This window comes from Brevundimonas basaltis (assembly GCF_014202075.1).
GTDB lineage: Bacteria > Pseudomonadota > Alphaproteobacteria > Caulobacterales > Caulobacteraceae > Brevundimonas > Brevundimonas basaltis.
In genome coordinates this window covers 321,241-343,923 of sequence record NZ_JACHFZ010000003.1, presented here as the reverse complement: position 1 = coordinate 343,923, position 22,683 = coordinate 321,241, and the positions used below count along the sequence as shown (strand labels likewise).

Annotated in this window: 29 protein-coding genes and 1 tRNA gene; 14 read left to right on the top strand and 16 right to left on the bottom strand. The window is 68.6% G+C overall.

All coding sequences use genetic code 11. The features are described from left to right. Positions 1-177 precede the first annotated feature (177 nt). Positions 178-254 (top strand) — tRNA-Arg (locus tag HNQ67_RS09205). Positions 255-262: 8 nt separating this feature from the next. Here the strand turns inward: HNQ67_RS09205 and HNQ67_RS09200 are convergent. The 4 genes from HNQ67_RS09200 to HNQ67_RS09185 are packed head-to-tail and all read right to left on the bottom strand — an operon-like array spanning position 263 to position 2,590. Then, positions 263-691 (bottom strand): DoxX family protein, encoded by a 429-nt coding sequence (locus HNQ67_RS09200; RefSeq protein ID WP_183254621.1) that lies wholly within the window; start codon positions 689-691, stop codon positions 263-265. Further along, positions 688-1,452, bottom strand: a complete 765-nt coding sequence (locus tag HNQ67_RS09195; protein ID WP_183254619.1) for an HvfC/BufC N-terminal domain-containing protein — start codon at positions 1,450-1,452, stop codon at positions 688-690. The genes HNQ67_RS09200 and HNQ67_RS09195 overlap by 4 nt, the downstream gene beginning before the upstream one ends. After that, positions 1,449-2,297 carry an MNIO family bufferin maturase gene (gene bufB, locus HNQ67_RS09190; protein WP_183254617.1) on the bottom strand — a complete coding sequence of 283 codons (849 nt, stop codon included), beginning with the start codon at positions 2,295-2,297 and terminating at the stop codon, positions 1,449-1,451. Before bufB ends, HNQ67_RS09195 begins: the two co-directional genes overlap by 4 nt. Continuing rightward, on the bottom strand, positions 2,297-2,590 hold the full coding sequence (locus HNQ67_RS09185; protein WP_183254615.1) for a BufA1 family periplasmic bufferin-type metallophore: 294 nt from the start codon (positions 2,588-2,590) through the stop codon (positions 2,297-2,299). Before HNQ67_RS09185 ends, bufB begins: the two co-directional genes overlap by 1 nt. A gap of 156 nt (positions 2,591-2,746) precedes the next feature. Between HNQ67_RS09185 and HNQ67_RS09180 the strand changes: the two genes are divergently transcribed. Together HNQ67_RS09180 and HNQ67_RS09175 are read left to right on the top strand one after the other, a co-directional pair. Next, a complete protein-coding gene (locus HNQ67_RS09180) occupies positions 2,747-3,283 on the top strand; it encodes a sigma-70 family RNA polymerase sigma factor (RefSeq protein ID WP_343054868.1) in 537 nt (178 codons plus the stop codon). Further along, a complete protein-coding gene (locus HNQ67_RS09175; RefSeq protein WP_183254612.1) occupies positions 3,273-3,908 on the top strand; it encodes an NrsF family protein in 636 nt (211 codons plus the stop codon). Before HNQ67_RS09180 ends, HNQ67_RS09175 begins: the two co-directional genes overlap by 11 nt. A gap of 15 nt (positions 3,909-3,923) precedes the next feature. Here HNQ67_RS09175 and HNQ67_RS09170 read toward each other — a convergent pair whose 3' ends face one another. Then, entirely contained in the window at positions 3,924-4,331 is a 408-nt protein-coding gene (locus HNQ67_RS09170) for a DUF983 domain-containing protein (RefSeq protein ID WP_343054867.1), read from the bottom strand. A gap of 108 nt (positions 4,332-4,439) precedes the next feature. On the opposite strand from HNQ67_RS09170, the gene HNQ67_RS09165 reads away from it, so the two are divergent. Then, positions 4,440-4,952 (top strand): CinA family protein, encoded by a 513-nt coding sequence (locus tag HNQ67_RS09165; RefSeq protein ID WP_183254610.1) that lies wholly within the window; start codon positions 4,440-4,442, stop codon positions 4,950-4,952. 37 nt (positions 4,953-4,989) lie between these two features. Beyond that, entirely contained in the window at positions 4,990-7,875 is a 2,886-nt protein-coding gene (locus tag HNQ67_RS09160) for a tetratricopeptide repeat protein (protein ID WP_183254608.1), read from the top strand. A gap of 6 nt (positions 7,876-7,881) precedes the next feature. On the opposite strand, the gene HNQ67_RS09155 is transcribed toward HNQ67_RS09160, so the two are convergent. The 3 genes from HNQ67_RS09155 to HNQ67_RS09145 all read right to left on the bottom strand — a co-directional run bounded on the left by HNQ67_RS09155 (position 7,882) and on the right by HNQ67_RS09145 (position 9,390). Next, positions 7,882-8,160, bottom strand: coding sequence for an HU family DNA-binding protein (locus HNQ67_RS09155; protein ID WP_183254606.1), 279 nt, complete (start codon positions 8,158-8,160; stop codon positions 7,882-7,884). A gap of 121 nt (positions 8,161-8,281) precedes the next feature. After that, on the bottom strand, positions 8,282-9,049 hold the full coding sequence (gene fliP / locus HNQ67_RS09150) for a flagellar type III secretion system pore protein FliP (protein WP_183254838.1): 768 nt from the start codon (positions 9,047-9,049) through the stop codon (positions 8,282-8,284). A gap of 65 nt (positions 9,050-9,114) precedes the next feature. Next, positions 9,115-9,390, bottom strand: a complete 276-nt coding sequence (locus HNQ67_RS09145) for a FliO/MopB family protein (RefSeq protein WP_183254840.1) — start codon at positions 9,388-9,390, stop codon at positions 9,115-9,117. A gap of 158 nt (positions 9,391-9,548) precedes the next feature. Here HNQ67_RS09145 and flgB point away from each other — a divergent pair, with 158 nt between their 5' ends. The 4 genes from flgB (at position 9,549) to HNQ67_RS09125 (ending at position 11,157) form a co-directional block, all read left to right on the top strand. Next, entirely contained in the window at positions 9,549-9,953 is a 405-nt protein-coding gene (gene flgB / locus HNQ67_RS09140; RefSeq protein WP_183254603.1) for a flagellar basal body rod protein FlgB, read from the top strand. Between the two features lie 62 nt (positions 9,954-10,015). Then, positions 10,016-10,402, top strand: a complete 387-nt coding sequence (gene flgC, locus HNQ67_RS09135) for a flagellar basal body rod protein FlgC (protein WP_183254836.1) — start codon at positions 10,016-10,018, stop codon at positions 10,400-10,402. Between the two features lie 9 nt (positions 10,403-10,411). After that, positions 10,412-10,711 (top strand): flagellar hook-basal body complex protein FliE, encoded by a 300-nt coding sequence (gene fliE / locus HNQ67_RS09130; protein ID WP_183254602.1) that lies wholly within the window; start codon positions 10,412-10,414, stop codon positions 10,709-10,711. Positions 10,712-10,776: 65 nt separating this feature from the next. After that, positions 10,777-11,157: a VOC family protein gene (locus tag HNQ67_RS09125; protein ID WP_183254599.1), complete on the top strand. Its 381-nt coding sequence runs from the start codon at positions 10,777-10,779 to the stop codon at positions 11,155-11,157. Here HNQ67_RS09125 and HNQ67_RS09120 read toward each other — a convergent pair. Further along, positions 11,154-12,302 (bottom strand): acyltransferase family protein, encoded by a 1,149-nt coding sequence (locus tag HNQ67_RS09120; RefSeq protein WP_183254597.1) that lies wholly within the window; start codon positions 12,300-12,302, stop codon positions 11,154-11,156. The two genes, HNQ67_RS09125 and HNQ67_RS09120, sit on opposite strands and share 4 nt — an antisense overlap. Positions 12,303-12,361: 59 nt before the next feature. Next, a complete protein-coding gene (gene folE / locus HNQ67_RS09115) occupies positions 12,362-12,937 on the bottom strand; it encodes a GTP cyclohydrolase I FolE (RefSeq protein ID WP_183254595.1) in 576 nt (191 codons plus the stop codon). 132 nt (positions 12,938-13,069) lie between these two features. On the opposite strand from folE, the gene fliQ reads away from it, so the two are divergent. From fliQ to flhB, 3 genes are read left to right on the top strand one after another with little or no spacing between them, the layout of a single operon-like run. Beyond that, positions 13,070-13,333, top strand: coding sequence for a flagellar biosynthesis protein FliQ (fliQ, locus tag HNQ67_RS09110; protein WP_183254594.1), 264 nt, complete (start codon positions 13,070-13,072; stop codon positions 13,331-13,333). Positions 13,334-13,337: 4 nt separating this feature from the next. After that, positions 13,338-14,108, top strand: a complete 771-nt coding sequence (gene fliR / locus HNQ67_RS09105; RefSeq protein ID WP_183254592.1) for a flagellar biosynthetic protein FliR — start codon at positions 13,338-13,340, stop codon at positions 14,106-14,108. Further along, positions 14,101-15,177 (top strand): flagellar biosynthesis protein FlhB, encoded by a 1,077-nt coding sequence (flhB, locus tag HNQ67_RS09100; RefSeq protein WP_183254590.1) that lies wholly within the window; start codon positions 14,101-14,103, stop codon positions 15,175-15,177. The genes fliR and flhB overlap by 8 nt, the downstream gene beginning before the upstream one ends. A gap of 12 nt (positions 15,178-15,189) precedes the next feature. On the opposite strand, the gene HNQ67_RS09095 is transcribed toward flhB, so the two are convergent. Then, positions 15,190-16,851 carry an ATP-binding protein gene (locus HNQ67_RS09095; protein ID WP_183254834.1) on the bottom strand — a complete coding sequence of 554 codons (1,662 nt, stop codon included), beginning with the start codon at positions 16,849-16,851 and terminating at the stop codon, positions 15,190-15,192. A gap of 194 nt (positions 16,852-17,045) precedes the next feature. On the opposite strand from HNQ67_RS09095, the gene HNQ67_RS09090 reads away from it, so the two are divergent. Then, entirely contained in the window at positions 17,046-17,492 is a 447-nt protein-coding gene (locus HNQ67_RS09090; RefSeq protein WP_183254588.1) for a SufE family protein, read from the top strand. On the opposite strand, the gene HNQ67_RS09085 is transcribed toward HNQ67_RS09090, so the two are convergent. From HNQ67_RS09085 to HNQ67_RS09075, 3 genes are all read right to left on the bottom strand, one after another. Beyond that, positions 17,483-17,998 carry a hypothetical protein gene (locus HNQ67_RS09085; protein ID WP_183254586.1) on the bottom strand — a complete coding sequence of 172 codons (516 nt, stop codon included), beginning with the start codon at positions 17,996-17,998 and terminating at the stop codon, positions 17,483-17,485. The two genes, HNQ67_RS09090 and HNQ67_RS09085, sit on opposite strands and share 10 nt — an antisense overlap. A gap of 134 nt (positions 17,999-18,132) precedes the next feature. Beyond that, positions 18,133-18,861 (bottom strand): DUF6456 domain-containing protein, encoded by a 729-nt coding sequence (locus tag HNQ67_RS09080; RefSeq protein ID WP_246347519.1) that lies wholly within the window; start codon positions 18,859-18,861, stop codon positions 18,133-18,135. After that, entirely contained in the window at positions 18,843-19,196 is a 354-nt protein-coding gene (locus tag HNQ67_RS09075) for a chromosomal replication initiator DnaA (RefSeq protein ID WP_183254584.1), read from the bottom strand. Before HNQ67_RS09075 ends, HNQ67_RS09080 begins: the two co-directional genes overlap by 19 nt. A 285-nt stretch (positions 19,197-19,481) precedes the next feature. On the opposite strand from HNQ67_RS09075, the gene ctrA reads away from it, so the two are divergent. Then, positions 19,482-20,189 (top strand): response regulator transcription factor CtrA, encoded by a 708-nt coding sequence (ctrA, locus tag HNQ67_RS09070; RefSeq protein WP_183254582.1) that lies wholly within the window; start codon positions 19,482-19,484, stop codon positions 20,187-20,189. 337 nt (positions 20,190-20,526) lie between these two features. Here ctrA and HNQ67_RS09065 read toward each other — a convergent pair whose 3' ends face one another. Next, complete coding sequence (locus HNQ67_RS09065; protein ID WP_183254580.1) at positions 20,527-20,748, bottom strand: hypothetical protein; 222 nt, start codon at positions 20,746-20,748, stop codon at positions 20,527-20,529. A gap of 165 nt (positions 20,749-20,913) precedes the next feature. Then, the gene (locus tag HNQ67_RS09060) at positions 20,914-22,389 is read right to left on the bottom strand and encodes a DEAD/DEAH box helicase (RefSeq protein ID WP_183254830.1); all 1,476 of its coding nucleotides are present in this window, start codon (positions 22,387-22,389) and stop codon (positions 20,914-20,916) included. Positions 22,390-22,683 lie beyond the last annotated feature (294 nt).

Here is a 22,683-nt window from a genome sequence, read left to right as displayed (position 1 = left end):
CGACACGGCCCGATTCGGGGTTTGTTCACCCCAAGATATTGTATCTCAACGGCGATTAACCACAATGCAAAGCCGCATCTCCGGGGCGGCGGGGGCGACCGGCCACAGAGGCCGGCGCGATTTTCCATTTTCGGCCGCTTCCCCCCCGCGCCGCGAGCCGCTAGGTCAGCCGGCGATGGCCCCGTAGCTCAGCTGCATAGAGCAAGGCTTTCCTAAAGCCGAGGTCGCAGGTTGGAGTCCTGCCGGGGTCGCCATCCATCCCTCAGTCAAGCTTCAGCAGGCGGTCGAGGCTCGCCGCGCCGGGGCCGCGCGCGATCAGGTAGATCAGCGGCCCGGCCCAGAGCAGATGCGTGGGCCAGCCTCCGGGCACGACGAACACCTGGATCACCAAGGTCATCGCCAGAAGGCCAAGGGCCGCAGACCGGGTGGCGAGACCCAGAACCAGCAGGGCCGGCAGCAGGTGCTCGGCGTACGTCGCCATCAGGGCGGCCGTCTCGGGCGGGAGCAGGGGCACGCGATATTCTTCAGCAAACAGGTACTGCGTCGACGGTGAAATGGTCAGCAGGCCGTCCACCTTGGTCCGACCCGACAGGAAGAAGGGCGCGGCGACGCCGATGCGCAGCAGCAGGGCCAGCGGCCACTCCGGGATGGCGCCGGTGACGCGGTCGTGGAAGCGGGCGATGGCGGTCATGGCTTTAAGCTCCGGAGGCAGATGGAATCGAAGGCGCCGGCCGCCAGCAGCCCGGCGAACACTGCGGAGGCATCGACGGCGGGCTGCGCGGCCCGGGCGGAAAGGGCGGCGGCCCCGAACGGGCGGCCGTCGCGGGCGGCGTCGAGGAAGGCCCATTCGGCGCGGCTCAGGCGGCGGGCGATCACCTCGGCGCCGGGCCTGTGGATCAGCAGGCCCTCGGCGTCGGGCCGCCAAGGGAGGTCCTCGAATCCCTCGGGCTCGCGGTGAGCCAGCCACAGGGACGGAGCCGTCCAGTCGAACCAGAAAAGCCGGGCGGACGGGTGCAAGCGCGCCGGGGCGGCGGTCAGGGCCAGCCCGGCCGCGGCCGCTCGCGCCGGCGTCAGCGGGTCGGCGTCGGGCGCCACATGCGCCTCCGTCCACGCGCGATCCAACCGCGCCATTGGCGAGAGATAGGGGAGACCCAGCGCCGGCTCGAAGGCGGCCAACCAGGCGGGGAAGCCCTCGCCGAAGCCGGCCAGCGCGGGATCATCGCCGGGATTGTCCTCGACGAACTCGCGCGCGGCAGCCCGAAACCAGTCGTCGCCGACCAGTCGGGAGACCGTGGGAAAATTGGCCTCCAGAGCGTCGATCCGCGCCTTGATCGCGGTATTCCGGTAGACAGCGATCGCCCCGAGCGTCCGGTCGTCCGGGTCGAGGTGGGGCCAAAGGTCGTCGAAATGGCCCTCCAGCGCCTGCGAAAAGGCGTGGTGGAATGCGGTCATGCCGGCGTCCTCGTCGAGGCGAGGGCGCCGGCCGCCCGCGCCTGCTCTTCCAGCAGCCGGTCGAAGGCGGGCACCTGGCCGTCGCGCTCGATCAGGGTGGGACGCGGTCCGATGCGGGCCAGCAACCGCTCGTGCAGGCGCCAGACCGTCTCGCTGACCGGCGCGTCGTGACTGTCGATCAGCAGATCCTCGCCCCAGACCGGGTCCGGCCGATGACCGGCCAGATGGATTTCGCCGACCAGCGCCGCCGGTACGCGGTCGAGCCAGTCCTCGGCCGACTGGCCGAGATTGCAGGCGCTGACGTGGACGTTGTTCACGTCGATCAGCAGGCCGCAGCCGGTGCGCCGCGCGATCTCGGCCAGAAAATCCACCTCGTCCCAGTCGTGGCCGGCCATCCGCAGGTAGGCGGCCGGGTTCTCGATCAGCAGGGTCCGCCCCAGCGCGGACTGGGCCTCGTCGACGTGGGCGCAGATCAGGGTCAGCATCTCGCGGCTCCGGGGAACCGGCAGCAGGTCGGGATGATAGACTCCGCTCCGCCGCGACCAGGCCAGGTGCTCTGAAACCAGAAAGGGTTGAAAGCGATCGATCAGGGCCCGGAAGCGGGCGAGATGGTCACGGTCTGGCCGCTCGTCGCCGGCGAGGGACAGGCCGACGCCGTGAAGGGACAAGGGGCGCACCGCCCGAACCCGGTCAAGCCAGTGCAGGCGAGGTCCACCGGCGACCATATAGTTCTCGGGGTGGACCTCGAACCACAGGCCGCGACGGGGGCCGACCGCCGGACACGCCTCAGCCTCCGCGAAATGCTGCGGCTTCAGGCTCACGCCGGCGGTCGGAAGGCTCGTCATCAGCGGTTCGCGATCGGGGTCAGCGAACCGTTGCCGCGGGGCGTGGTGATGCTGGTGCAGGTGCCCTTGGGAACCAGCTTCCAGGCGTTGCCCTGATAGTCGCGGGTGGAGGTGCCGGCGCAGCTGGTGCCCGGACCCGCGGCGCAGTCGTTCTTGCCCGCGAGGGCGACGCCGTAGCATTTCTCCATCTCTCTCTCGGGAGCCTGGGCGGGCCGCTCCTGGGCGGTGGCGGCGTGGGCGCCGAGCGCGAGCAGGGCGCCGGCGCCGAGGAGGAGTTGGGTAGGGGTGGTCATGAGTCGTCTCCTGAGCTGGGCCGGGTCCGTTGTGGCGCGGCCTGACAGGAGAGGGTTCGACGCCGCCTCCGCCCCGGTTACGGCCCCAGGAAAAATTTTTGCTGGTGAGGCCGGGGGTGTAACCTTCACCCGGTTCCGCGCGAACAGGAGAGCGTGGTGGACAGGGAAGCCGAGCTGAAGCGCCTGATGCTGCGGGGCCTCGATGGAGACCCTGTCGCCTGGCGCGCCCTGTTGACCGAACTGCGCGGCGCCCTGACCCCGTTTTTCAGGCGTCGGCTAACCGGTCTTGAGGCCGATGTTGAGGACCTTGTGCAGGACTGTCTGATCGCCATTCATGCCAAGCGGGCGACCTACGACCGGTCCTTGGCCTTCACGGCCTGGGCCTATGCCATCGCGCGCTACAAGCTGATCGACCACTACCGGCGCCAGGGGCGACGGGTGCACGTCCCGCTGGAGGATGCGGAAGTGCTGCTGGCGGAACATTCGGTCGAGGACGGCGTGGTGCGGCGGGATCTGGCCAAGGTGCTGTCGATCCTGCCCCTGCGCCAGCGCCGCCTGATCGAGGATGTCCGCATCGGCGGCTACAGCCTGGCCGAGGCGGCGGCTCGCAACGGCTGCACCGAGGGGGCGGCCAAGGTCAGCGTCCATCGTTCAATGAAGGCCCTGGCGGCCAGCGTGTCCCATGAAAACTGACGACCTGATCGACGCCCTCGCCGCCGGCCTGCAGCCCGCACGCCCGGCCCGGCTGAACCCGTGGCTGTTGTCCGCTGCGGGGATCGCCTCGATCGCGGCCGTGACCGTCCTGCTCGGAGTTCAACACCAACTTGCCGAGGTGCTGTCGTCCCCCGCGCTCATGTTCAAGGGGCTATACACGGCCGCGCTCGCCGCCGCGGCGCTGTGGCTCGGTCTCAGGGCCGGTCGGCCGGGCGCTGACACCCGCACTCCGCTACTGACCCTGCTGGGCGTGGTCGCGATCGCCGCCGTGTGGGGCGCGATCGAGCTGGCGCTTGCCCCGTCGGGCCAGCGCATGGCCGTCTGGCTGGGCCAGACCTGGACGGTCTGCGGTCCCAATATCCTGATGGTGTCGGCGGCGGCGGCGCTCCCTGTCTTCCTCGCGGCGCGCTCCCTGGCCCCGACCCGTCCTGCCTTTGCGGGCATGGCGCTCGGTGTAGCGGCCGGCGCCGTGGCCGCGACCGCCTATGGCGTGCTGCACTGCCCGGAATCGACCGCCGCGTTCGTAGCGACCTGGTACACCCTCGGCATCGCCGCGGCGGGCGTCATCGGCGCGGTGGCAGGCCGGTTCGCGCTGCGCTGGTAGGTCCGGAGCCGGCGCTCAGCGCCATTTCGAACCCTCGCCGTGCTTGCCGACGCTGCTGAACTCCGGCGGGGCGGCCTTGTGGACGTATTGCTCGGCGACCAGCCAGCCCTTCAGCGGCCGCAGCACGCCGAGGCAGGCGAGGGCGAGGAGCGGCATGGTCACCACCATATGCACCCAGACCGGCGGGTGGACGCTGAACTCGAACCACATGAACAGGGCCATCCCGACCACCCCGACCAGGCTCATGCCGAAAAAGGCCGGACCGTCCGCCGGCTCAGCGAACCCATAGTCGAGGCCACACGCCGGGCAGGCATCGCGGATGGTCAGATAGCCTTCCAGCAGCGGCCCCTCGCCGCAGCGCGGACAGCGGCAGGGCAGGCCGGTCGAGAGGGTCTTCAGGGGCGGATAGTCGGGCTTGGTCACGGCGGCGTCCTGACGTCTGGAGGCCCTGATGTCGGCCCGGAGAGGGGGCGGGACAACCGGCCGGATTGTCGCGGGGAACACGGCGGCGAGCGTGGCCGTTGCGCGTTCATGACCGAAACCCTCAGCCCCGCTCTTCCCGACGACGTCGAGGCCCTGATCGACCGGGTGTTGAAGGAAGCCTGCGACCGGGGCCTGACCCTGGCCACGGCCGAGAGCTGCACTGGCGGGCTGATCGCCTCGGTCCTGACCGATGTCGAGGGCCGTTCCCACGCCTTCGAGCGCGGCTACGTCGTCTACACCAACGAGGCCAAGGCCGAGGAGGTCGCCGTGCCGTCGCGCCTGATCGAACAGAACGGCGCGGTGTCCGAGCCGGTGGCGCGAGCCATGGCCGAGGGGGCGCTGAGGAGTTCCGGCGCCGGCGTGGCCGTGGCCGTGACCGGCTTCGCGGGGGCCGCGGGACCGGGCGACGAACCGGGCCTTGTCCATTTCGCCGTCGCCGCCGTCGGCGCCCCCACGGTGCTCGAGGAACACCATTTCGGCGACATCGGCCGCGGCCCGGTGCGGCTGGAATGCCTGCGGGTCGCCCTGCGGATGATGGAGCGCGCGGTCACCAACCGTTAACCGCGTTGAAAGGCGACGCGCGCGAGGGTGCGCGCGCATGTCCGGGGCCCCGTCAAAGCGCATACTGCGAACCACCGTCGTCGCCGCCGCGGCCGGCGCGGTCGCGTTCGCGCCCCTGGCGCCTCTGGCCCAGGAAACCAGCGCCGCCCTGGATCCGATCACCATTCGGATCGGCGCCAACTCCGAGTTCACCCGGATTGAATTCGCCGGCGTCATCGGCGCCCGGTCCCGGGTGCGACGCGAGGGCGACCAGATCATCGTCCGCATCGGTTCGACCGCCGCCCCCGATGTGTCGCGCCTCAAGGTCGACCCGCCCAAGGGAGTCGAGAAGGTCGAGACCCGCGCAGTTCAGGGCGCCACCGAACTGGTCCTCACGCTCGCCGAAGGCGCCGACGCCCGTTCAGGCAGCGCCGACGGGGCGGTCTATCTCAACCTCTACGCCGGAGCCCCGGCGGTCGCGCCCGCGGCGCAGGCCGCCACCGCCAGCACCCCGGTGCCAGTGGTCGCCCAAACCTCGGCCGGGAAGGTCAGCCTGTCCTTTGAGTGGCCCGCCCCCGTCGGCGCCGCCGTGTTCCGTCGCGGCGAGGCTGTGTGGATCGTCTTCGATACGCCCGCCCGGCTCGACATGTCCGGTGCCGCCGACCTCGGACCCGCTTCGGACGCGCACTGGACAGCCGGACCCGACCATGTCGCCGTCCGCCTCGCCGCGCCAGCCGGAACGCCTGTTTCCGCCACCGCCGACGGGTCGACCTGGACCGTCACCATCGGTGGTCCTCCGATCGCTGTCGCGGGGGTGCGGATTGACCGCGACGACACTGGCAAGCCGGCCTTGGTCGCCCGCATGGCCGGCGCCACCCGGGCCGTCTGGCTGACCGACCCGCTGGTCGGGGATCGCTTCGCCGCCGTTACGGCCCTGGCGCCCGGCAAGGGCTTCGCGGATCGTCGCAAGACTGTGGATCTGGCCCTGCTCCCGACCGCCCACGGCCTCGCCGTCGAGACGGCGGCTACCGACCTCGCCGTCCATGCCGACGGCGACCTCGTCACCTTCAGCCGCCCCGGCGGCCTGACCCTGTCGTCTCCCTCCGCGGGTCTGGACGCGGCGCCCGCCGCCGCCGGCGCACCGGTTCGCGCCCGTCATCCCGGCCTGATCCTCGGCGAGTGGGCTGATGTCGGCCATGCCGGCTTCCCGGCCCGCTATCGTCAGATGCAGAACGCCGCCGCCGCCGAAGCGATGGCCGCCGGCGACGATCCCCGCGCCCCGGTCGAGGCGCGTCTGGCCTTCGCCCGCTTCCTCGTCGGTTCGGGCCTCGGTTATGAGGCGGTCGGCGTCCTCAACGCCATCGTCGCCAAGGCGCCGAACATGGGGGGCGAGCCCGAGGTGCGTGGCCTGCGCGGGGCCGCGCGCGCCTCCATCGGCCGCTTCGACGAGGCCCAGGGCGATTTCGCCTCTGCCGCCGTCGCCGGAGATCCCGCCTCCGCCGTGTGGCGCGGCTATATGGCGTCGGCCCGGGGTGATCACGTCGCCGCCCGCCAGGCTTTCGCCGCGGGGGCCAAGGCCGTCGACGCTTTCCCGCAGGCCTGGCGCGCCCGTTTCGGCGCCGCCCACGCCCTGTCGGCGCTGGAGACCGGCGACCTCGACGCGGCACGCGCCCTGCTCGCCTACAGCTTCAGCCAGGAGGCTCCGGCCGCCGATCAGCTGACCGCGCGGCTGGTTCAGGCAAAACTGTTCGAACTCGACGGCCAGTCCGATCGCGCCCTGGCGATCTACACCGTCATCGGCCGGGCCCCTGTGGACGCCATTGCGGTGCCGGCGAAATTGGCCGTCGTGCGCCTGTCGCTGGCCAAGGGAGCGATGAAGCCCGCCGACGGCGCCGCCGCCCTGGAGAGCCTGCGCTGGCGCTGGCGCGGGGACGCCACCGAACTCGCCGTGATCCGCCAACTGGGCCAGCTCTACCTGTCTCAAGGGCTCTATCGGGAAGCCTTGACCGCGCTCAAGGGAGCCGGGCCCAGCCTAAGCCGCCTGGAGGGCGCCGCCGACATTCAGGCCGACCTCGGTCAGGCCTTCCGGATGCTGTTCCTTGAGGGCGGCGCCGACGGTCTGCAGCCAGTGCAGGCGCTGGGACTGTTCTACGATTTCCGCGAACTGACGCCCATCGGCGCGGACGGCGACGAGATGGTTCGGCGTCTGGCGCGGCGTCTGGTCGATGTCGATCTGCTCGACCAGGCCGCCGAACTGCTGAAATACCAGGTCGACAATCGCCTTGAGGGTGTCGCCAAGGCCCAGGTCGCCACCGATCTCGCCACCGTCTATCTGATGGACCGTCAACCAGAGGCCGCCCTGCAGGCCCTCTGGTCCTCGCGCACCACCCTGCTGCCGGCACCGCTCAACGCCGAGCGCCGGGCGCTGGAGGCGCGGGCGCTGGCCGGTCTCGGCCGTTACGATCACGCGCTTGAGGTGCTGGGCTCGGACTCGAGCGCCGAGGCCCGTGAGGTCCGCGCCGAGGTGCTGTGGAAACAGGAGAAATGGGCCGAGTCGGCCGCCCTCTACGAGGCCCGGCTCGGCGAACGCTTCAGGGATCCGGCCGCGCTGACTGCGGCCGAAGAGGCCCGGTTGATCCGCGCCGGCGTCGGCTATTCCCTCGGGAAAGATCAGGCTGCGTTGACGCGACTGTCGCGCAATTACCAGCCGTTTGTAGCGGGCGCGCGAGCCAGGCCAGCCCTGTCGGTGGCGCTCGACCCGGGGACGGGTGAGGGGGCCTCCGCCGCCGACTTCGCCGCCCTGGCGGCGTCGGCCGACACGTTCGCCGGCTGGGTCGCGACCATGAAGGCCGAGATGAGACGCAAAACGGGCGGAGACCGACCCGCGGCCCCCGCCCGTCCTCAAGTTGCGGCGGCGACGGGGCCTGATCGGCCCGCCGCCTGATCCTGCTTACTTGTTGACCGCGTCCTTGAGCGGCTTCGACACGCGGAAGCGCACGGCCTTGGAGGCGGCGATCTTGATCGTCGCGCCGGTGGCCGGATTGCGGCCTTCCCGGGCGGCGCGGGCGGCGGTGTCGAACACGCCCAGATTCGAGATGCGCACGTCGCCGCCCGACTTCAGGGACTTGTGAATGTTCTCGACGATGGCGGTCAGAACCTTGCCGGCGTCGGCTTGCGAGACGCCCGCGTCCTTGGCGACGGCGGCGATGAGTTCGGCTTGAGTGGTCATTGTGGGTCGTTTCCCGATTGAAGCTCGCCCCCCAATTCAAGGGCGATGACGGACGGATTGACGCCGCTTTTGTGGCCCTTGGCAAGCGCCTTTGCCGTCCAAACCCCCATGGGGTGGGGATTTATCCGCTGCCCGAAGCCCGCTGGAAGCTCTCCACAAGGCTGCCTGCGACCAGTCTCCAGCCGTCAACGAGCACGAAAAAGATAAGCTTGAACGGGAGGGAAATTACTACCGGAGGGAGCATCATCATGCCCATCGACATGAGCACGCTCGCGACCACCAGATCGATCACAAGGAACGGAACAAAAAGGAGAAATCCGATTTCGAACGCCCGCTTCAACTCACTGATCATGAAGGCCGGAGTGACCACCCGGAGAGGCAGGTCGGCGACGGGGGTTTCCGCCTCCACATTGGACAGTCGAGTGAACAGGGCGAGGTCGTCGCGGCCGACCTGACCGAGCATGAAAGTCTTCACAGGTTCCGACGCCGCGTCGAAGGCCTGGGGCAGCTCCATCTGCTGATCCAGCAGGGGTCGGATGCCCGAATCATAGGCGTCCTGCCATGTCGGAGCCATGACGATGGCGCTCAAAAACAGGGCCAGGGACACCAGAACGGCGTTAGGCGGCGCCTGCTGCATGCCCAGCGCTGTGCGCAGCAGCGACAGCACCACGACGATGCGGACGAAGCTGGTGGTCATGATCACGATCGACGGCGCCAGCGACAGCACCGTCATCAGCCCGACCAGTTGCACCACGCGCTCGGTCAGTCCCGCGCCGGTGCCGAGATCGACATTGATGGCCGCTCCGGGGCCGCCCGCCGCGGCCACATCCTGGGCCAGCGCGGCCAGCGGCCACAGCAGGCAGAGGGCTGTGGTGACCAGCGACAGCATCGCCGCGCGCTTCAGTTCCGCGCGACTGGGGAGGACGAAGACGCCCTTGAGTGCGCTTCCCGCCCTCACCCGTCTGCTCCGGGGCCGCGCGGTTCGATCAACTCCCGGCCCTCGCCGAGGATCAGCAGGCGCTCCTCGTCGTCGATTCTGACCAGGACCAGCCGGCGCGCCGGGTCCAGCACCAGGGTCTCGACCACGGTCATCCGCCGCTCGCCGCGTTCGGCGCTGAGCTTTGCCAGCAACTGGGGCGCATAGCGGCGCGCCGCCCAGGCCGCCAGGCCGATGATGCCGAGGGTGAAGGCCAGGGCGAACAACGCCCGCAGCAGATCGAGGAAATTCATGCGACAGCCCAGCCGGCGCAGCATGTCCGGCGCCGACAGCCTTTCCGATCATGGTTAACGAGCCGTTGAGATAACCTCCCATTAACCATGCGGGCGGCAGTTTCTGCCCATCGAACCGTGGGCGAATCGCGCCCGACCGCAGAGGGGAGGAGACGCCCTTGGCCATCACCGACCTGCCGTTGCTCAGCCAGATCAAGGGACGTCTGACCTGGCTCGACGAACGCCAGCGCGTCATCGCCGAGAACGTCGCCAACGCCGACACGCCCGGCTACGTCGGTCGCGACCTCAACCAGCCCGCCGATTTCGCTTCGGGCCTGCGCGGCGGCGGCGGGGTGCGGATGACGCGCACCAGCGCCCTGCACATCTCACCGGCCGCTCCGGCCGCCCGTTTCGACGCGCACAAGGCTCCCGATTCCGAGACCACGCTCGACGGCAACTCGGTGGTGGTCGAGGAGCAGATGCTGAAGATGGCCGAGAGCCGCATGGCCTACGACGCCGCCATCGGCCTTTACCAGAAGTCGATGCAGATGCTGCGCATGGCCGCGCGGGCCCCCGGGCGCTGAGGGGCTGCTGACGCTGTGAGGAAGAACCGATGACCGATCCCGTACCGCCCCGGAACAGCGCCATGGCCGTCGCCGCCAGCGCGCTCAAGGCCCAGCAGTCCCGCATGCGGGTCATCGCCGAAAACATCGCCAACGCCCAGTCCACAGCCGACGTCGCGGGCGGCCAGCCGTACCGGCGCCAGATTCCGGTCTTTCAGGCGCGAGAGATCGATGGCGCCACCGGGGTGACCTTGGCCGAGGTCCGGCCCGACATGGGTAACTTCCGCTCCGAATACGATCCGTCCCATCCCGCCGCCAACGCCGAGGGCTACGTCCTGCGGCCGAATGTCGACACCCTCGTCGAGGCGATGGACATGCGCGAGGCCCAGCGGGCCTATGAGGCCAATCTGAATGTCATCGAGACGGCGCGCTCGATGGACTCCCGCACCCTCGACATTCTCAAGAAGTAGGGCTGACCGATGAACCCCTTGATGGCCGCCAAGGCTTACCAGGCGATCCAGGGCGGGGCCATGCCCGCTTCGCCGACGGCGGCTCCAGCCCAGTCCGGTTTCGCCGACCTGCTGAGCAATGTCATGGGCGACATGACGCAAACCTCGAAGGCCGCCGAGACCCAGATGACCGCCATGGTCCAGGGCCAGGGCAGTCTGATCGACGTCGTCACCGCCGTGTCCTCGGCTGAAGCTTCGCTGGAAACCGTCATGGCCGTCCGCGACCAGGTCATCTCCGCCTATCAGGAGATCATGCGGATGCCGATCTGACGATCGTTCGGCGGAACCGCCCGGCGCGGCGTCCGCTCCCTCCGTCACACCGTCCGGAGGTTCCGATGCTCAAGGCCCATAACTCGTCCGCCATCATCGCTGTTAGCGACCTCGACCGGGCCCGGGAATTCTATGGCGAAACCCTTGGCCTGCAGCAGTCCGGCGGCGGCGATGACCAGCCTCTGACGTTCAGTACCGGCGACACGACACTGGTCGTCTATCCGTCGGAGTTCGCCGGGACCAACAAGGCCAATGCAGTAGTCTGGGGCGTCGGGTGTGAACTGCGGTCGATCGTCGCCGACCTGCGCGCCAAGGGCGTGACCTTCGAGCGCTACGAGATGGAGGGCGCGACTTTTGCCGATGGCGTACACTGGTTCGGCGACTTCGGCGCCGCCTGGTTCAAGGACCCCGACGGCAACCTCCTGCACCTGAACAGCGGCGACTAGCCTTCCAGCGAGACGACGGGCTGGGTGACCCCCGAGGGACGCCGCGACCGCCCCTTCAGCCAGGCCCGGATGCGCGACTGGATCGGGCTGTCGATCACGAAATGGAAAGCGAAGGCGAAGACGAAGGCCGCTACGACCCCGCCGACCCACAACGCCCACTGCGCGCCGACCGGCAGGGCGAAGCGGGCGATGGCGACATTGGCCACGCCGAACCAGGCGATCCGCACCACCTCATTGGTGATGAACATCGAGAACGAGACCTGGGCGGCCTTTTCGACCCATTTCGACGGACGCGGCGTTGGCGTGGCGCCGGCGGCGAGGATGATCGTCGAGATGCAGGCCAGAGAGATGAGGGCGTGTTTGTCGAAATACTGCACGAAGGCCAGCGCCAACGCCGCGCCGATCCCGGCCCAGCCGGCCAGTTTCGGACTGATCCAGACCTTCTGCGCGAACCAGGCCAGCGCCATCCCCAGCCCGAACAGCGGCAGGGCGCGGATGAAGCCGTAACCCATCGGCATCTGGTAGACCGGATAGCCGAGCAGGGCCCACGTCAGCTGGTTGGCCAGCAGATAGCCGCCGACGCCGAGCGCCAGCACGCTCCACGGCCCCAAGCGGGCGATACCCTTCAGCAGCCACGGGAAGGCCAGGTAGCAGCCGATCAGGGCCGAAATCGACCAGCTCGGCGCGTTCCAGCCGAGTCCGCCCGGGACGCCGAACGCCTGGGTCAGGGTCAGCTGGGCTGGCAACTGGTCCCAGCGGAACCATTCAGGCGCCCGGGGCGCGAAGCCCAGCGCGCCGCCGCCGACGATCAGAACGACGAGGCCGAGAACCATCAACAGGTGCACCGGCAGGACCCGCAGGTACCGCTTGAGGAAGAAGTCGCCCGCCGACATCCGGCCGCTGCCCACCGAGGCGCCGTAGACCCGCATCAGCACATAGCCGCTGTCGATCAGGAAGAAGTTGGTCAGCAGGAAACCGCCCCGCTCGAACACCGGATGCCAGCTCTCGGCCAGCGCCACCGGCCCAGCGCCCTGGAAGTGATGCAGGATGATCAACCCGGCCACGATGAAACGCAGGGCGTCAAGCCACCCGCCCCGAACGATGGGGACTGTTTCATTTCGGGTCGAAATCGCCGTCCAGGCCATCGGAAAAGCCTCCTTTGAGGCGAATTCCGCAAGGACCGGGCCGCGCGGTTGGGGTCTGTCTAGCCCCGCACCAGCCGCAGGAACTCCTCGCGCGTCCGGGCATCGTCGCGGATGACTCCGCTCAGATGGCTGGTGGTCAGGCTGGACCCGGCGGTGTTGACGCCGCGCAGGGTCATGCAGCTGTGCTCCGCCTCGACCACCACACCGACGCCCTGCGGTCGCAGCACTTCCTGGATCGCGCGGGCGATCTCCGAGGTCATCTTCTCCTGGATCTGCAGCCGTCGCGCGAAGCCGTGCACCACTCGCGCCAGTTTCGAGATGCCGACGACCCGGTCCGTCGGCAGATAACCGACGTGGGCCCGACCGACGACCGGCAGCATGTGATGTTCGCAGAAGCTGACGAAGCGGATGTCCTTCAGCACCACCAGCTCGTCATAGCCGCCGACCTCCTCGAAGGTTCGTTCCAGGTACTCTCGCGGGTCGGTATCATAGCCGGCGAAGAGCTCGCGATAGCTCCGCGCCACGCGGGCAGGGGTATCGAGCACCCCTTCCCGGTCCGGATCGTCCCCGGCCCAGCGGATGAGGGTGCGGACGGCGGCTTCGGCTTCGGACTGGGAGACGGTTTCATCGGTCATTCCCCGCTTTACGCCGGGCGAGGGGAATTGATCCAGTCTCCGTTCCCTAACCTCCCGTTAACCACGCTCCCGGCATTTTCTGCCCGGTGTCAGTAGGGCCCGACGGGGCCGCGTAATCTCCCGGGGTGTAGCATGAACGGCGCGGAAGTGATGGATGTGGGGCGCGACGCCCTGTGGCTGACCATCCAGTTGGCCGCTCCCATCCTGCTCGTCGGCCTCGTCGTCGGCGTGGTCATCGGCCTGTTTCAGGCCCTGACCCAGATCCAGGAACAGACCCTGATCTACGCGCCCAAGATCATCGCCATCTTCGTTTCGCTGCTGCTGTTTCTGCCGCTGATGGGAGCCCTGCTGGGCGGCTTCATGCAGAGCATCGCCGTGCGCATCGCCGGCATGTAGCCGGGTGGAACCCTACGCCACCGCCGACCAGGTCTGGCAGGGCGCCATGATCTTCGCCCGCATCGGCGCCGTGTTGCTGATGCTGCCCGGCGTAGGCGAGAGTTACGTCCCTCCACGGATCCGCCTTTCCCTGGCGCTGGTGGTGTCGCTGGCTCTCTGGCCGGTGGTGTCCGCCAGCCTTCCGGCGCTTCCCGTCACGCTTGGCGGCATGGCCGGCTGGATCATTCGCGAGGTTTTGGTCGGTCTCGCGATCGGGGCCCTGCTGCGCATGTTTCTGACCGCGCTGGCCACCGCCGGCGAGGTCGTCGCGCTGCAGACCACCCTGGCCTTCGCCCAGACAGCCAATCCGACCCAGGCCTCGCCCGGAAGCACCCTGTCGGCGTTCCTGATGATCCTCGGCACGACCCTGATCTTCGCAACCAACACCCACCACCTGTTCATCGCCGGGCTGGTGGGATCCTACGAATTGATCGCGCCGGTGCGGCCTCTGGTCACCGGCGACTTCACCGCCATGGCTGTGCGCACCGTGGCCGACGCCTTCACGCTCGGCGTCCAGCTGGCCGCGCCGGTGCTCGTTTTCGCCATTATCTTCAACGTTGCGTCCGGACTCGTCGGCCGGGTGATGCCGGCCTTCCAGGTCTATTTCGCCGCCGCCCCGCTCAGCATCATCCTGGGCCTGTCGGTTTTCACGCTCAGCATCGGCGTGCTCGGCACGGTCTTCATCGACCGCTACCGCGCCATGGCCGGAGTGTTCGCGGGAGGCGCCGGTGGCTGACGCGCCCGATCCCGAGTCGAAAACAGAAGAGGCGACACCGCGAAAACTCGCAGACGCCCGCAAGAAGGGAGATGTCGCCAAGTCGCCCGATGTCGCCTCGGCGCTGTCGCTGCTCGGCGCGGCCACGGTCATCCTGATGTCGGGCGGATGGTTCGCCAATTCGATGGCCGAGCAACTGCTGCCCTTCATCGCCAGCCCGCACGCCATGATGGGTGGTCTCGACGCAGGCGCGGGGGTCGAGATCGGCGCCCAGGCTCTCTGGGCCATCGCCCCCTTCCTCGGCGCGGTCATGCTGGCGACCATCGTCGGCGGGGCGGGCGGCAATCTGGCCCAGTCCGGACTGATATTCTCTGGCCAGAAGCTCAAGCCCGACTGGTCCCGGCTCAGCCCGTTGAAAGGCGTCAAGCGCATCTTCGGCCCCGACGGTCTGGTCCAGTTCCTCAAGACCTTCCTCAAGCTGTCAGCCGTAGTTCTGATCTGCTGGCTGGTTCTGCGCCCGCACCTTCGCGAGTTCGAGAACATGGCCGCCATGCCGCCGTCGATGATCCTGCCGATGGCCCGAGATCTGGTCGTCGCCCTGATGGTCTCGGCGATCGTCTTTCTCGGCTTCACCGCCGGCGCGGACTACCTCTGGCAGCGCTACCGCTTCGCTGAGCGGATGAAGATGACCAAGGAAGAGCTCAAGGAGGACTACAAGCAGGCCGAGGGCGATCCGCACGTCAAGGCCAAGCTGAAGCAGATTCGAGCCCAGCGCAGCCGTCAGCGGATGATGCAGAATGTGCCGAAAGCCACGGTCATCGTCACCAACCCGACCCACTATTCGGTGGCCTTGCGCTACGAGCCCGGCGAAGGCGATCCGGCTCCGGTCTGTGTCGCCAAGGGCGTCGACGCCCTCGCCCTGCGCATCCGGGAAGTAGCGCGCGAGCACGACGTTCCGATCGTCGAGAACGTGCCCCTGGCCCGCGCCCTCTACGCCGCCGTCGATGTCGACGAAACCATCCCGCGCGAGCATTTCGAGGCCGCAGCCAAGGTCATCGGCTTCGTCATGCAGCGGCGGAAGGGGCGTTGACGGGGGAGGAGGCTATTTCCCGCCCGCCACCGGCAGGGGGATGATCTCTGCTCCGCCTTCCGGAGCCGCCCGCGTCACCTGCGTCACCGGGAGCCTCACGGTCACGGCCGTCCCCTCGCCGAGGGTGCTGTCGATGCTCATCCGGCCGCCATGCAGTTCGGCGAAGGCGCGGACAAGGGAAAGTCCCAGTCCGGTCCCCTGGCGGCGCTGCTCTATGGCCCCAGCCTGCTCGAACGGGCGGCCGAGGCGCCGCACGTCCTCCGGCGCGATGCCGACGCCCGTGTCGGAAACCACTATTTCCAGATAGGGGCCGACCGCCTCGACTGTGACGGTGACGGTTCCACCCGGCTGGGTGAATTTCACCGCGTTCGACATCAGGTTCAGCGCGATCTGCCTGACCGCTCGCTTGTCGGCCGAGACATCGACGGATTCGGCCGGCAGCATGGCGGTCAGGGCGACACCCTTGTCTTCGGCCGTGACCCGCACGAGGGCGATGGCGGCGGATACCAGTTCGCGGGCATCGAACCGCTCCAGCGTCAGCACATAGCGCTCGGCCTCGATCTTCGAGACGTCGAGCACGTCGTTGATCAGGTCCAGCAGATGACCGCCCGCTTCGTGGATGTTGTCGACGTAGGCGGCGTAGCGGTCCGGCATCGGCCCGAACAATTTTTGGCGCATGATGTCCGAGAAGCCGAGCACGGCGTTCAACGGCGTGCGCAGTTCGTGGCTCATATTCGCGAGGAAGCGGCTCTTGCCGGCCTCGCGGGCCTCGGCCTCTGAGCGTGCCGCCTCAAGAGCCAGTTCCCGGGCGTACTGGCCGGTGCCGTCGAAGGCCTGCGCGATGAGGCGGGGCGCCTCGCGGAGAGGGCCGTCCAGCCGTCGCAGGATCAGTTGCACCCTCCGGTCCAGCGCTAGTCGGGGCGCGAAGACCGTCGCCGCGTCATGGCCCTGCAGGGCCCGGTCGATGGCGGCCAGCAGGCGAGGTCGGTCAGGCGCGTGCACGGCCGCGATCAGCCCGTGTTCGAACAGGGGATCGACGGTCAGCGCAGGCGGCGGCGCCCCATAGGCGGCCAGCACCCGCCCTGATCGTTCGATCACCAGGGTCAGGCCCGGCTGCGCCGCCAGCAATCGCTCGACCTTGCCCGTCTCGCTCTCGGCGGCTTTCAGCCGAGCCTCGTTCTGCCGCCAGGACAGCCGCACGGCCAGGGCGGCGGCGCCCGCCGTCAGCACGGCGGAGATCGCCGCCAGTCCCGGCAAGTGGGCGCCGCCCCCGGCCAACCAGGCCGAAAACATGCCCGCCACCGCCGCCATGCCGACGCCCAGCGCACCCGCCTGCACCGGCCGCACCCCGCCGAGCGCCAGTCCCGCCGTCAGCGGCAGGAAAACGAACCCGGCCAGGGGCCCGGTCAGTCCGCCCGACAGGCTCGCGGCAACCACGGCGGCCAGGCCCCAGAGACCGAGCAGCGTCATTCGCTCCCTCGGAGCGTCCCGGTAAAGCAGGCCCAATCCCGCGACGCCCGGCACGACCATTGCCAGCACACCGTAGAAGACCGGAGCCTCGACGTCGCCCAGCCAGCGGGTCCCGAGCGCGAGCAGCGCCGCCGTCACGGCCAAACCGGCATGCCAGGCGGCCAGGGCGGGGCGGTCGCCCTGGCCGCGGCGGCCGGTCGGCATGGTCCTCGCAGCGATGTCGGCGGGTGGGGTCAAGACGGTTGCGCACGGGATGAAGGGGCGGTGAGTCTAGCCGCGCGGGCGAGTCGTCCAAAGCCCACACCCTTCAGAGGAGAGCGCCCGGACCTCCGCCCGCCGGATTTCTGGGGAGCGAAGGTCCGGTTGTCGTTAACGCCGGGGCGGCTTATCTGGCCTCGATGACCCCTGACGCCTCCATCGACGCCGTCCTTGCCGAACTGGTCGAGGAGTTCGACCTCCTCGGCGACTGGGAGGGGCGGATCGAATATGTCATCGAGCTCGGCAAAGACTTGGCGCCCCTGGCCGAAGCGGACCGCACGGAGGCCAACAAGGTGCCCGGCTGCGCTGCGCAGGTCTGGCTGGCGGTTCGCCGCGACGGCGATCGGCTGCATTTCCTGGCCGACAGCGACAGCGCCCTGTCCAAAGGCAATATCGCCTTGCTGCTCCGGCTCTATTCAGGGCGCGTCCCGGCCGAGATCCTGGCCTTCGACGCCCGCGCCGCCCTTGATCGCCTTGGACTGCCGTCGGCGCTCACCCGTCAGCGCGCCAACGGCCTCAACGCCATGGTCGGCCGCATTCGCGAGGCCGCCTTGGCTGCCGCATCCGGCGCGGAGCGTCAGAAATAATGGCCGCGCGCCGCCAGCACGGGCCGCTCGCCCGGCGCCTGGGTCACGTCGATGCGCAGCGAGTACTCGTGGGACCGTGTCGTGCGCCGGTCCCAGCGCCACGGCGTATCCGGGCCCTGCGTCCAGAGCGGACTGGTTCCCACCATTCGCCGCGCCTGCTGCGCCAGCGTCCGATGGCCGACCAGGTTCGACGAGACGCCGCAGGTCAGGAAATAGGCCTCGACGCCGTCTTCCTCGACGGTGCCTTCCTCGATCCGCAGCCGCCAACGACCGTCCCTCGACACCATCTCCACCTCTGAGGCCCAGTCCTCCAGAGGGGCGCGGTCCCCGACGGGACGACGGAACTCCATGTCGCGGGCGGCGCGGATGGCGGCTTCAAAGCTCTTGGCCCGGCTCGCGTAGGGCAGGCAGACGCGCGCCACGACGAAGCCGGCGAAATTCTCCTGCGCACGCACAGGGGCGGGCGCCGCGGTGACGGCGAGGACAGCCGCCAGAACGGAAACCATGACTGACTTCAACACTGTACCCCAATCGCCGGGTGGCCGCTCGCCGGCTCTTTCCCAAGTCCGGAACGTAGGGCCGAACCCCACCCATATAAAGTTACGAGCCTGTAACGTAAGGCGGGGCGGCGTTCCGTCGCTCAACCGATGCGATAGTGCTCAGCCAGAGCCCGCAGCCCCTGTTTCAGCAGGGCCCTGCCGTCCCGGCGGCGCAGGCCTAGCGTCTGCTCGGCGGCCTGCAGGCTAGAGGCGTGGATGCAGACGTGTTCGACCATTCGCCGCGCCGGCCCGCAGGCGGCCAGCGCCGCCTCGACCCGTCGCGCCGCCGCTATCGACCGGTCTTCCGGCTCGAACCACGTCGCCGAGCCGCCGCCGCATCGGGGCAGGGCGTCCCAGCGCATGGTCAGCGACGGACCGGTCAGGGCGACCTCGGCCTCGGCGCCGAGTCGCTCGGCCGCGGCCCTCTCGACCCGTTCGATCCAGGGCCGCCCTTCCGGATCGCACCGCGCCGACAGCCAGGCGATGGCCGATACCGTAAGGTTGGCCTTGTGAGTTCGCATCCTGCCGTCCGCGTCCATCACGTCTCGCCGACCGTCGACCCGTCCCGGCCGGCCCGGCGACGGCGCCCGCTCCGGAGCCTCTCCGGTCGGCAGGGCCCTCCACCCGCCGCCCTGGCGCGCCTTCAGACCAGGGTCAATGATCAGGGCCCGGAAGTCCGCTTCGGCCAGCCTCGCCTGCACCCGCGACCGCCGATCGGCTCCGACCCGCACGGCATAGCCGCCGCCCGCCTCGGCCTCGATCCAGCCGCGCGGCCGCATCAACAGCCGCCGCGCCCGCGCCCACTCGCCGCTCATGCCGGCAATTCGCATCTCGGCGCCTCCAGAACAGCCCTGGCGCAGCGCTCCAGCCGGTCCAGCAGGTCGTCCATCGCCGGCCGGTCGCGACCGTCCTCGGCCCAGCGGCAGGCCGCCGCCGCCGTCGCCCGGTTCAGACCGAAGGCGTGGGCGACCCGGTCCATCGGCCAGCCGAAAGTCACATAGGACAGATACATGGCCAGCCAGCGGGCCCGGCAGGCCCGGCCTTCCAGCCGTTTGCGCTCTTCCATCGTCTCCTTGGGCACCCCGGTGGAGGCGGCCACCAGCTCCAGCGCCAGCCCGACCCTGACCCTGTCCTCCCGCCGCACCGGTGTCCGGTATCGTTCCATCATCCCGTCTCCGAGGTCCGCCGCGCTCGCATGCGCAGCCAGAGATAGGAATATATGTCTACAATCTGTCGAAATCGGTCGTATTGGCGGCGGTCGCCCTTAAAAGGTTAAAAAATGCCGGTTGGTTGACTCGGAAGTCTCGACGCCGATTCGCAAATCAGCCTACGATTCGTTTTGGGACAGGCGTTAACCCTTCTTAAGTTTTTCCACCGTTAACGTCCGAACAAGGTTACCCCGAAACGGGGCGGTTACATTTATAGTCAAGCTCTGCCTGGAGGGGCATCAATGCGCGTCCTGCTAATCGAAGATGATCACGCGACCGCGCAGAGCATCGAGCTTATGCTGAAGTCGGAAGGCTTCAACGTCTACACGACGGACCTCGGTGAGGAAGGCATCGATCTGGGCAAGATCTACGACTACGACCTGATCCTGCTGGACTTGAACCTGCCTGACATGAACGGCCTTGAGGTCCTCCGCCAACTGCGCGTCGGCAAGGTCAACACGCCGGTGATGATCCTCTCGGGCACCTCCGAGATCGAGACCAAGGTCAAGACCTTCGGCGGCGGCGCCGACGACTACATGACCAAGCCCTTCCACAAGGACGAGCTGATCGCGCGCACCCATGCCGTGGTCCGCCGCTCCAAGGGTCACGCCCAGGCCATCATCCACACCGGCGAGATCGCCGTGAACCTGGACGGCAAGACGGTCGAGGTGAACGGTCACCGCGTCCATCTGACGGGCAAGGAATACCAGATGCTGGAGCTGCTCTCGCTCCGCAAGGGCACCACCCTGACCAAGGAAATGTTCCTCAACCACCTGTACGGCGGCATGGACGAGCCCGAACTGAAGATCATCGACGTCTTCATCTGCAAGCTGCGCAAGAAGCTGGCGACGGCGGCGGGCGGCAAGCATTATATCGAGACCGTCTGGGGCCGCGGCTACGTCCTGCGCGACCCGTCGGAATCGAGCGCGCCGGTGACCGCCGCCGCCTGATCGGCTCCACAAGCGAACATCGAAACGCCCGCCGGATCACTCCGGCGGGCGTTTTCGTATCGCGGCCCGCGGAAGGCGGGGAGTCAGTCGGACGCGGCTGCCTTTCGGCGCGCGCCGCACAGGTCGCAAAACTCCCAGCCGGGTCTTTTCCGCACAGGCCGCCACCGGTGGTGCCGACAGGTCAGTCTTTTAACAAGCTTGCGAACCCAGCGCACTCAAGGGGCTCCAGAGCCGGCGACGGCCTGTGAATTCGATTGATGGAGGGCGGGCTGAGAGCCGCGGGCGTCCAGACAGCAAAAAGCCCTCGCCGTGTGCACGACGAGGGCTCTTTTGGACCTTAGTCGCTTTCGCTGTCGTCCGTGGCGGCGACGAAGCCGGCGACGAGGATGGCGGCGCCCACAATCAGAACCGGGAGCGGAACGCCCGCGAAGTCGCTGGCGGCGTCGGCGTCAGCGCCGATACGGTCGCCAACGCGCGCGGTCGCCGAGGTGTTGGCGGCGGCGGCCTGACCAGCGATGAGCAGCAGGCCCGCAGTCACGGCAGCAATAGTCTTCTTCATGGGGTCCCCCAAAACCAAGTTGTAACCTGCGATCTCGCTACAACCTTCAGCGTGCAATCGTCACCACAAACTTTCGCATCCGCGGCGGATCGTCGAAAATTGTGGCGGATATGCCATGCCGCCGGATCGCTCCGGCTGGCAGTCAATCCATAGGATTTTTCGGCATCACGCCTTGGCCGCATATCCCTTGCCGCCGTTCGACGGGCGGCGGCGGCGCGGGCGGCGCTTCAGTTCGCCGACGGGGCGGGGCTCGCTTGACGGAGCCGCGCCGCGGGGATCGCTGTTGACCTGACGGGGGCGTTCGCCGGACATCGGGTCGTAGGCGCGTTCCGGGGTCGGGCGGGCGTCGCGCGCCCCGCCCTTGCGGACGCGGTGGGGTTGGCCGCCACCCTCCAGCTTGACCCCGTCGCGGCGCGGGTTGCGCCGGCCCCGGCCGCCGTCGTTGCGGTCACCGCCCTCACGCTCGGGCAGGGTCGCCTTCTTGCCGACGCCGGAGGCCATGATCGAGGCGTCCAGCTGGGCCAGCTGTTTGTCGTTGCGGCGGTCGATAGCCGGGATTTTCTGGCGGGTGACCTTTTCGATGTCGCGGAGCAGCTTCATCTCGTCGCCGGCGACGAAGCTGATCGCCGTGCCGTCGGCGCCGGCGCGGGCGGTGCGGCCGATCCGGTGCACATAGGCTTCCGGCACGAAGGGGAGTTCAAAGTTCACGACGTGGGAGACGCCGTCGACGTCGATGCCGCGGGCGGCGATGTCGGTGGCCACGAGAACGCGCAGCTTGCCCTTCTTGAAGGCCTCGAGGGTGCGCTCGCGCTGTGGCTGGCTCTTGTTGCCGTGGATGGCTCCGGCCTCGACGCCGCCGGCTTCCAGATAGGCCGCGACCTTGTCGGCGCCGTGCTTGGTCTTGGTGAAGACGAGGCAGCGAGTGTAGCCCGGATCAGAGAACATCTCGGTCAGCAGGGCGCGCTTGCGGCCTTGTTCAATGTGCACGATCGATTGCTGGATGCGCTGCACCGTGGTCGATTGCGGGGTCACCTGGACCTTGACCGGATCCTTGAGCAGTTCGCCGGCCAGCTTGCCGATTTCGCTCGGCATGGTGGCAGAGAAGAACAGGTTCTGGCGCTTGGCGGGGATGCGGCTGACGATCTGGCGGATCGGCTTGACGAATCCGAGGTCCAGCATCTGGTCAGCCTCGTCGAGAACGAAAATCTCGGTGCGGCTCAGGTCCAGCGTCTTCTGCTGCATATGGTCCAGCAGGCGGCCGGGTGTGGCCACCAGGACGTCGAGACCCTGTTGCAGGGCGCGTTCCTGCGGCCCGTACTTCACGCCGCCGAAGATGACGGCGACGCGGAAGCCGAGGTGCCGGCCGTAGGTCTTGAAGCTCTCGGCTATCTGGCTGGCCAGTTCGCGGGTCGGCGACAGGATCAGCACCCGCGACGTGCGGGGCACCGGAGCGATGCGGTTCTCGGCCAGACGGTGCAGGATCGGCAGGGCGAAGGCCGCGGTCTTGCCGGTGCCGGTCTGGGCGATGCCGAGCAGGTCCTTGCCGGCCATGACGTCGGGGATGGCCTGGGTCTGGATCGGTGTGGGGGTGGTGTAGCCTTCGGACGCCAGCGCCTGCAGCAGGGCCGGGTTGAGGTTCATGGATTCAAAGGTCTTGTTGCTCACGGAGCGGCTTCTTTCGCGTGCGGCGGCGCGCAACAGCCATGGCTCAACGCCGAAAAGGCCGCGCACCGCCAGTCCCGATTGAGCCTCACATGAGGCCGACGGGGTGGATCGGGCGCCGCCCCGCGTGTCCGGGCAGCGAATGAATTCTTGAGGGGCCGGCCCCTGCTACAGTCAGGTCTTCGTTTCTGAAGACCCACACGCGCTGGAGGCGCCGGACATCGCGATTGTGCGATGCAGCGCAGATGGGCGATCAATGCGGCCAAGTCAAGG

What these genes read in the sequence shown, in the direction of transcription:
- HNQ67_RS09200 (WP_183254621.1), bottom strand. Translation starts at nt 691, where the DNA reads ATGACCGCCATCGCCCGCTTCCACGACCGCGTCACCGGCGCCATCCCG.
- HNQ67_RS09195 (WP_183254619.1), bottom strand. Translation starts at nt 1,452, where the DNA reads ATGACCGCATTCCACCACGCCTTTTCGCAGGCGCTGGAGGGCCATTTC.
- bufB (WP_183254617.1), bottom strand. Translation starts at nt 2,297, where the DNA reads ATGACGAGCCTTCCGACCGCCGGCGTGAGCCTGAAGCCGCAGCATTTC.
- HNQ67_RS09185 (WP_183254615.1), bottom strand. Translation starts at nt 2,590, where the DNA reads ATGACCACCCCTACCCAACTCCTCCTCGGCGCCGGCGCCCTGCTCGCG.
- HNQ67_RS09175 (WP_183254612.1), top strand. Translation starts at nt 3,273, where the DNA reads ATGAAAACTGACGACCTGATCGACGCCCTCGCCGCCGGCCTGCAGCCC.
- HNQ67_RS09165 (WP_183254610.1), top strand. Translation starts at nt 4,440, where the DNA reads ATGACCGAAACCCTCAGCCCCGCTCTTCCCGACGACGTCGAGGCCCTG.
- HNQ67_RS09160 (WP_183254608.1), top strand. Translation starts at nt 4,990, where the DNA reads ATGTCCGGGGCCCCGTCAAAGCGCATACTGCGAACCACCGTCGTCGCC.
- HNQ67_RS09155 (WP_183254606.1), bottom strand. Translation starts at nt 8,160, where the DNA reads ATGACCACTCAAGCCGAACTCATCGCCGCCGTCGCCAAGGACGCGGGC.
- fliP (WP_183254838.1), bottom strand. Translation starts at nt 9,049, where the DNA reads ATGCTGTCGCTGGTCACCACAGCCCTCTGCCTGCTGTGGCCGCTGGCC.
- HNQ67_RS09145 (WP_183254840.1), bottom strand. Translation starts at nt 9,390, where the DNA reads ATGAATTTCCTCGATCTGCTGCGGGCGTTGTTCGCCCTGGCCTTCACC.
- flgC (WP_183254836.1), top strand. Translation starts at nt 10,016, where the DNA reads ATGGCCGTCGCCGCCAGCGCGCTCAAGGCCCAGCAGTCCCGCATGCGG.
- fliE (WP_183254602.1), top strand. Translation starts at nt 10,412, where the DNA reads ATGAACCCCTTGATGGCCGCCAAGGCTTACCAGGCGATCCAGGGCGGG.
- HNQ67_RS09125 (WP_183254599.1), top strand. Translation starts at nt 10,777, where the DNA reads ATGCTCAAGGCCCATAACTCGTCCGCCATCATCGCTGTTAGCGACCTC.
- HNQ67_RS09120 (WP_183254597.1), bottom strand. Translation starts at nt 12,302, where the DNA reads ATGGCCTGGACGGCGATTTCGACCCGAAATGAAACAGTCCCCATCGTT.
- folE (WP_183254595.1), bottom strand. Translation starts at nt 12,937, where the DNA reads ATGACCGATGAAACCGTCTCCCAGTCCGAAGCCGAAGCCGCCGTCCGC.
- fliQ (WP_183254594.1), top strand. Translation starts at nt 13,070, where the DNA reads ATGAACGGCGCGGAAGTGATGGATGTGGGGCGCGACGCCCTGTGGCTG.
- HNQ67_RS09095 (WP_183254834.1), bottom strand. Translation starts at nt 16,851, where the DNA reads ATGCCGACCGGCCGCCGCGGCCAGGGCGACCGCCCCGCCCTGGCCGCC.
- HNQ67_RS09090 (WP_183254588.1), top strand. Translation starts at nt 17,046, where the DNA reads ATGACCCCTGACGCCTCCATCGACGCCGTCCTTGCCGAACTGGTCGAG.
- HNQ67_RS09085 (WP_183254586.1), bottom strand. Translation starts at nt 17,998, where the DNA reads ATGGTTTCCGTTCTGGCGGCTGTCCTCGCCGTCACCGCGGCGCCCGCC.
- HNQ67_RS09080 (WP_246347519.1), bottom strand. Translation starts at nt 18,861, where the DNA reads ATGCGAATTGCCGGCATGAGCGGCGAGTGGGCGCGGGCGCGGCGGCTG.
- HNQ67_RS09075 (WP_183254584.1), bottom strand. Translation starts at nt 19,196, where the DNA reads ATGGAACGATACCGGACACCGGTGCGGCGGGAGGACAGGGTCAGGGTC.
- ctrA (WP_183254582.1), top strand. Translation starts at nt 19,482, where the DNA reads ATGCGCGTCCTGCTAATCGAAGATGATCACGCGACCGCGCAGAGCATC.
- HNQ67_RS09065 (WP_183254580.1), bottom strand. Translation starts at nt 20,748, where the DNA reads ATGAAGAAGACTATTGCTGCCGTGACTGCGGGCCTGCTGCTCATCGCT.
- HNQ67_RS09060 (WP_183254830.1), bottom strand. Translation starts at nt 22,389, where the DNA reads ATGAACCTCAACCCGGCCCTGCTGCAGGCGCTGGCGTCCGAAGGCTAC.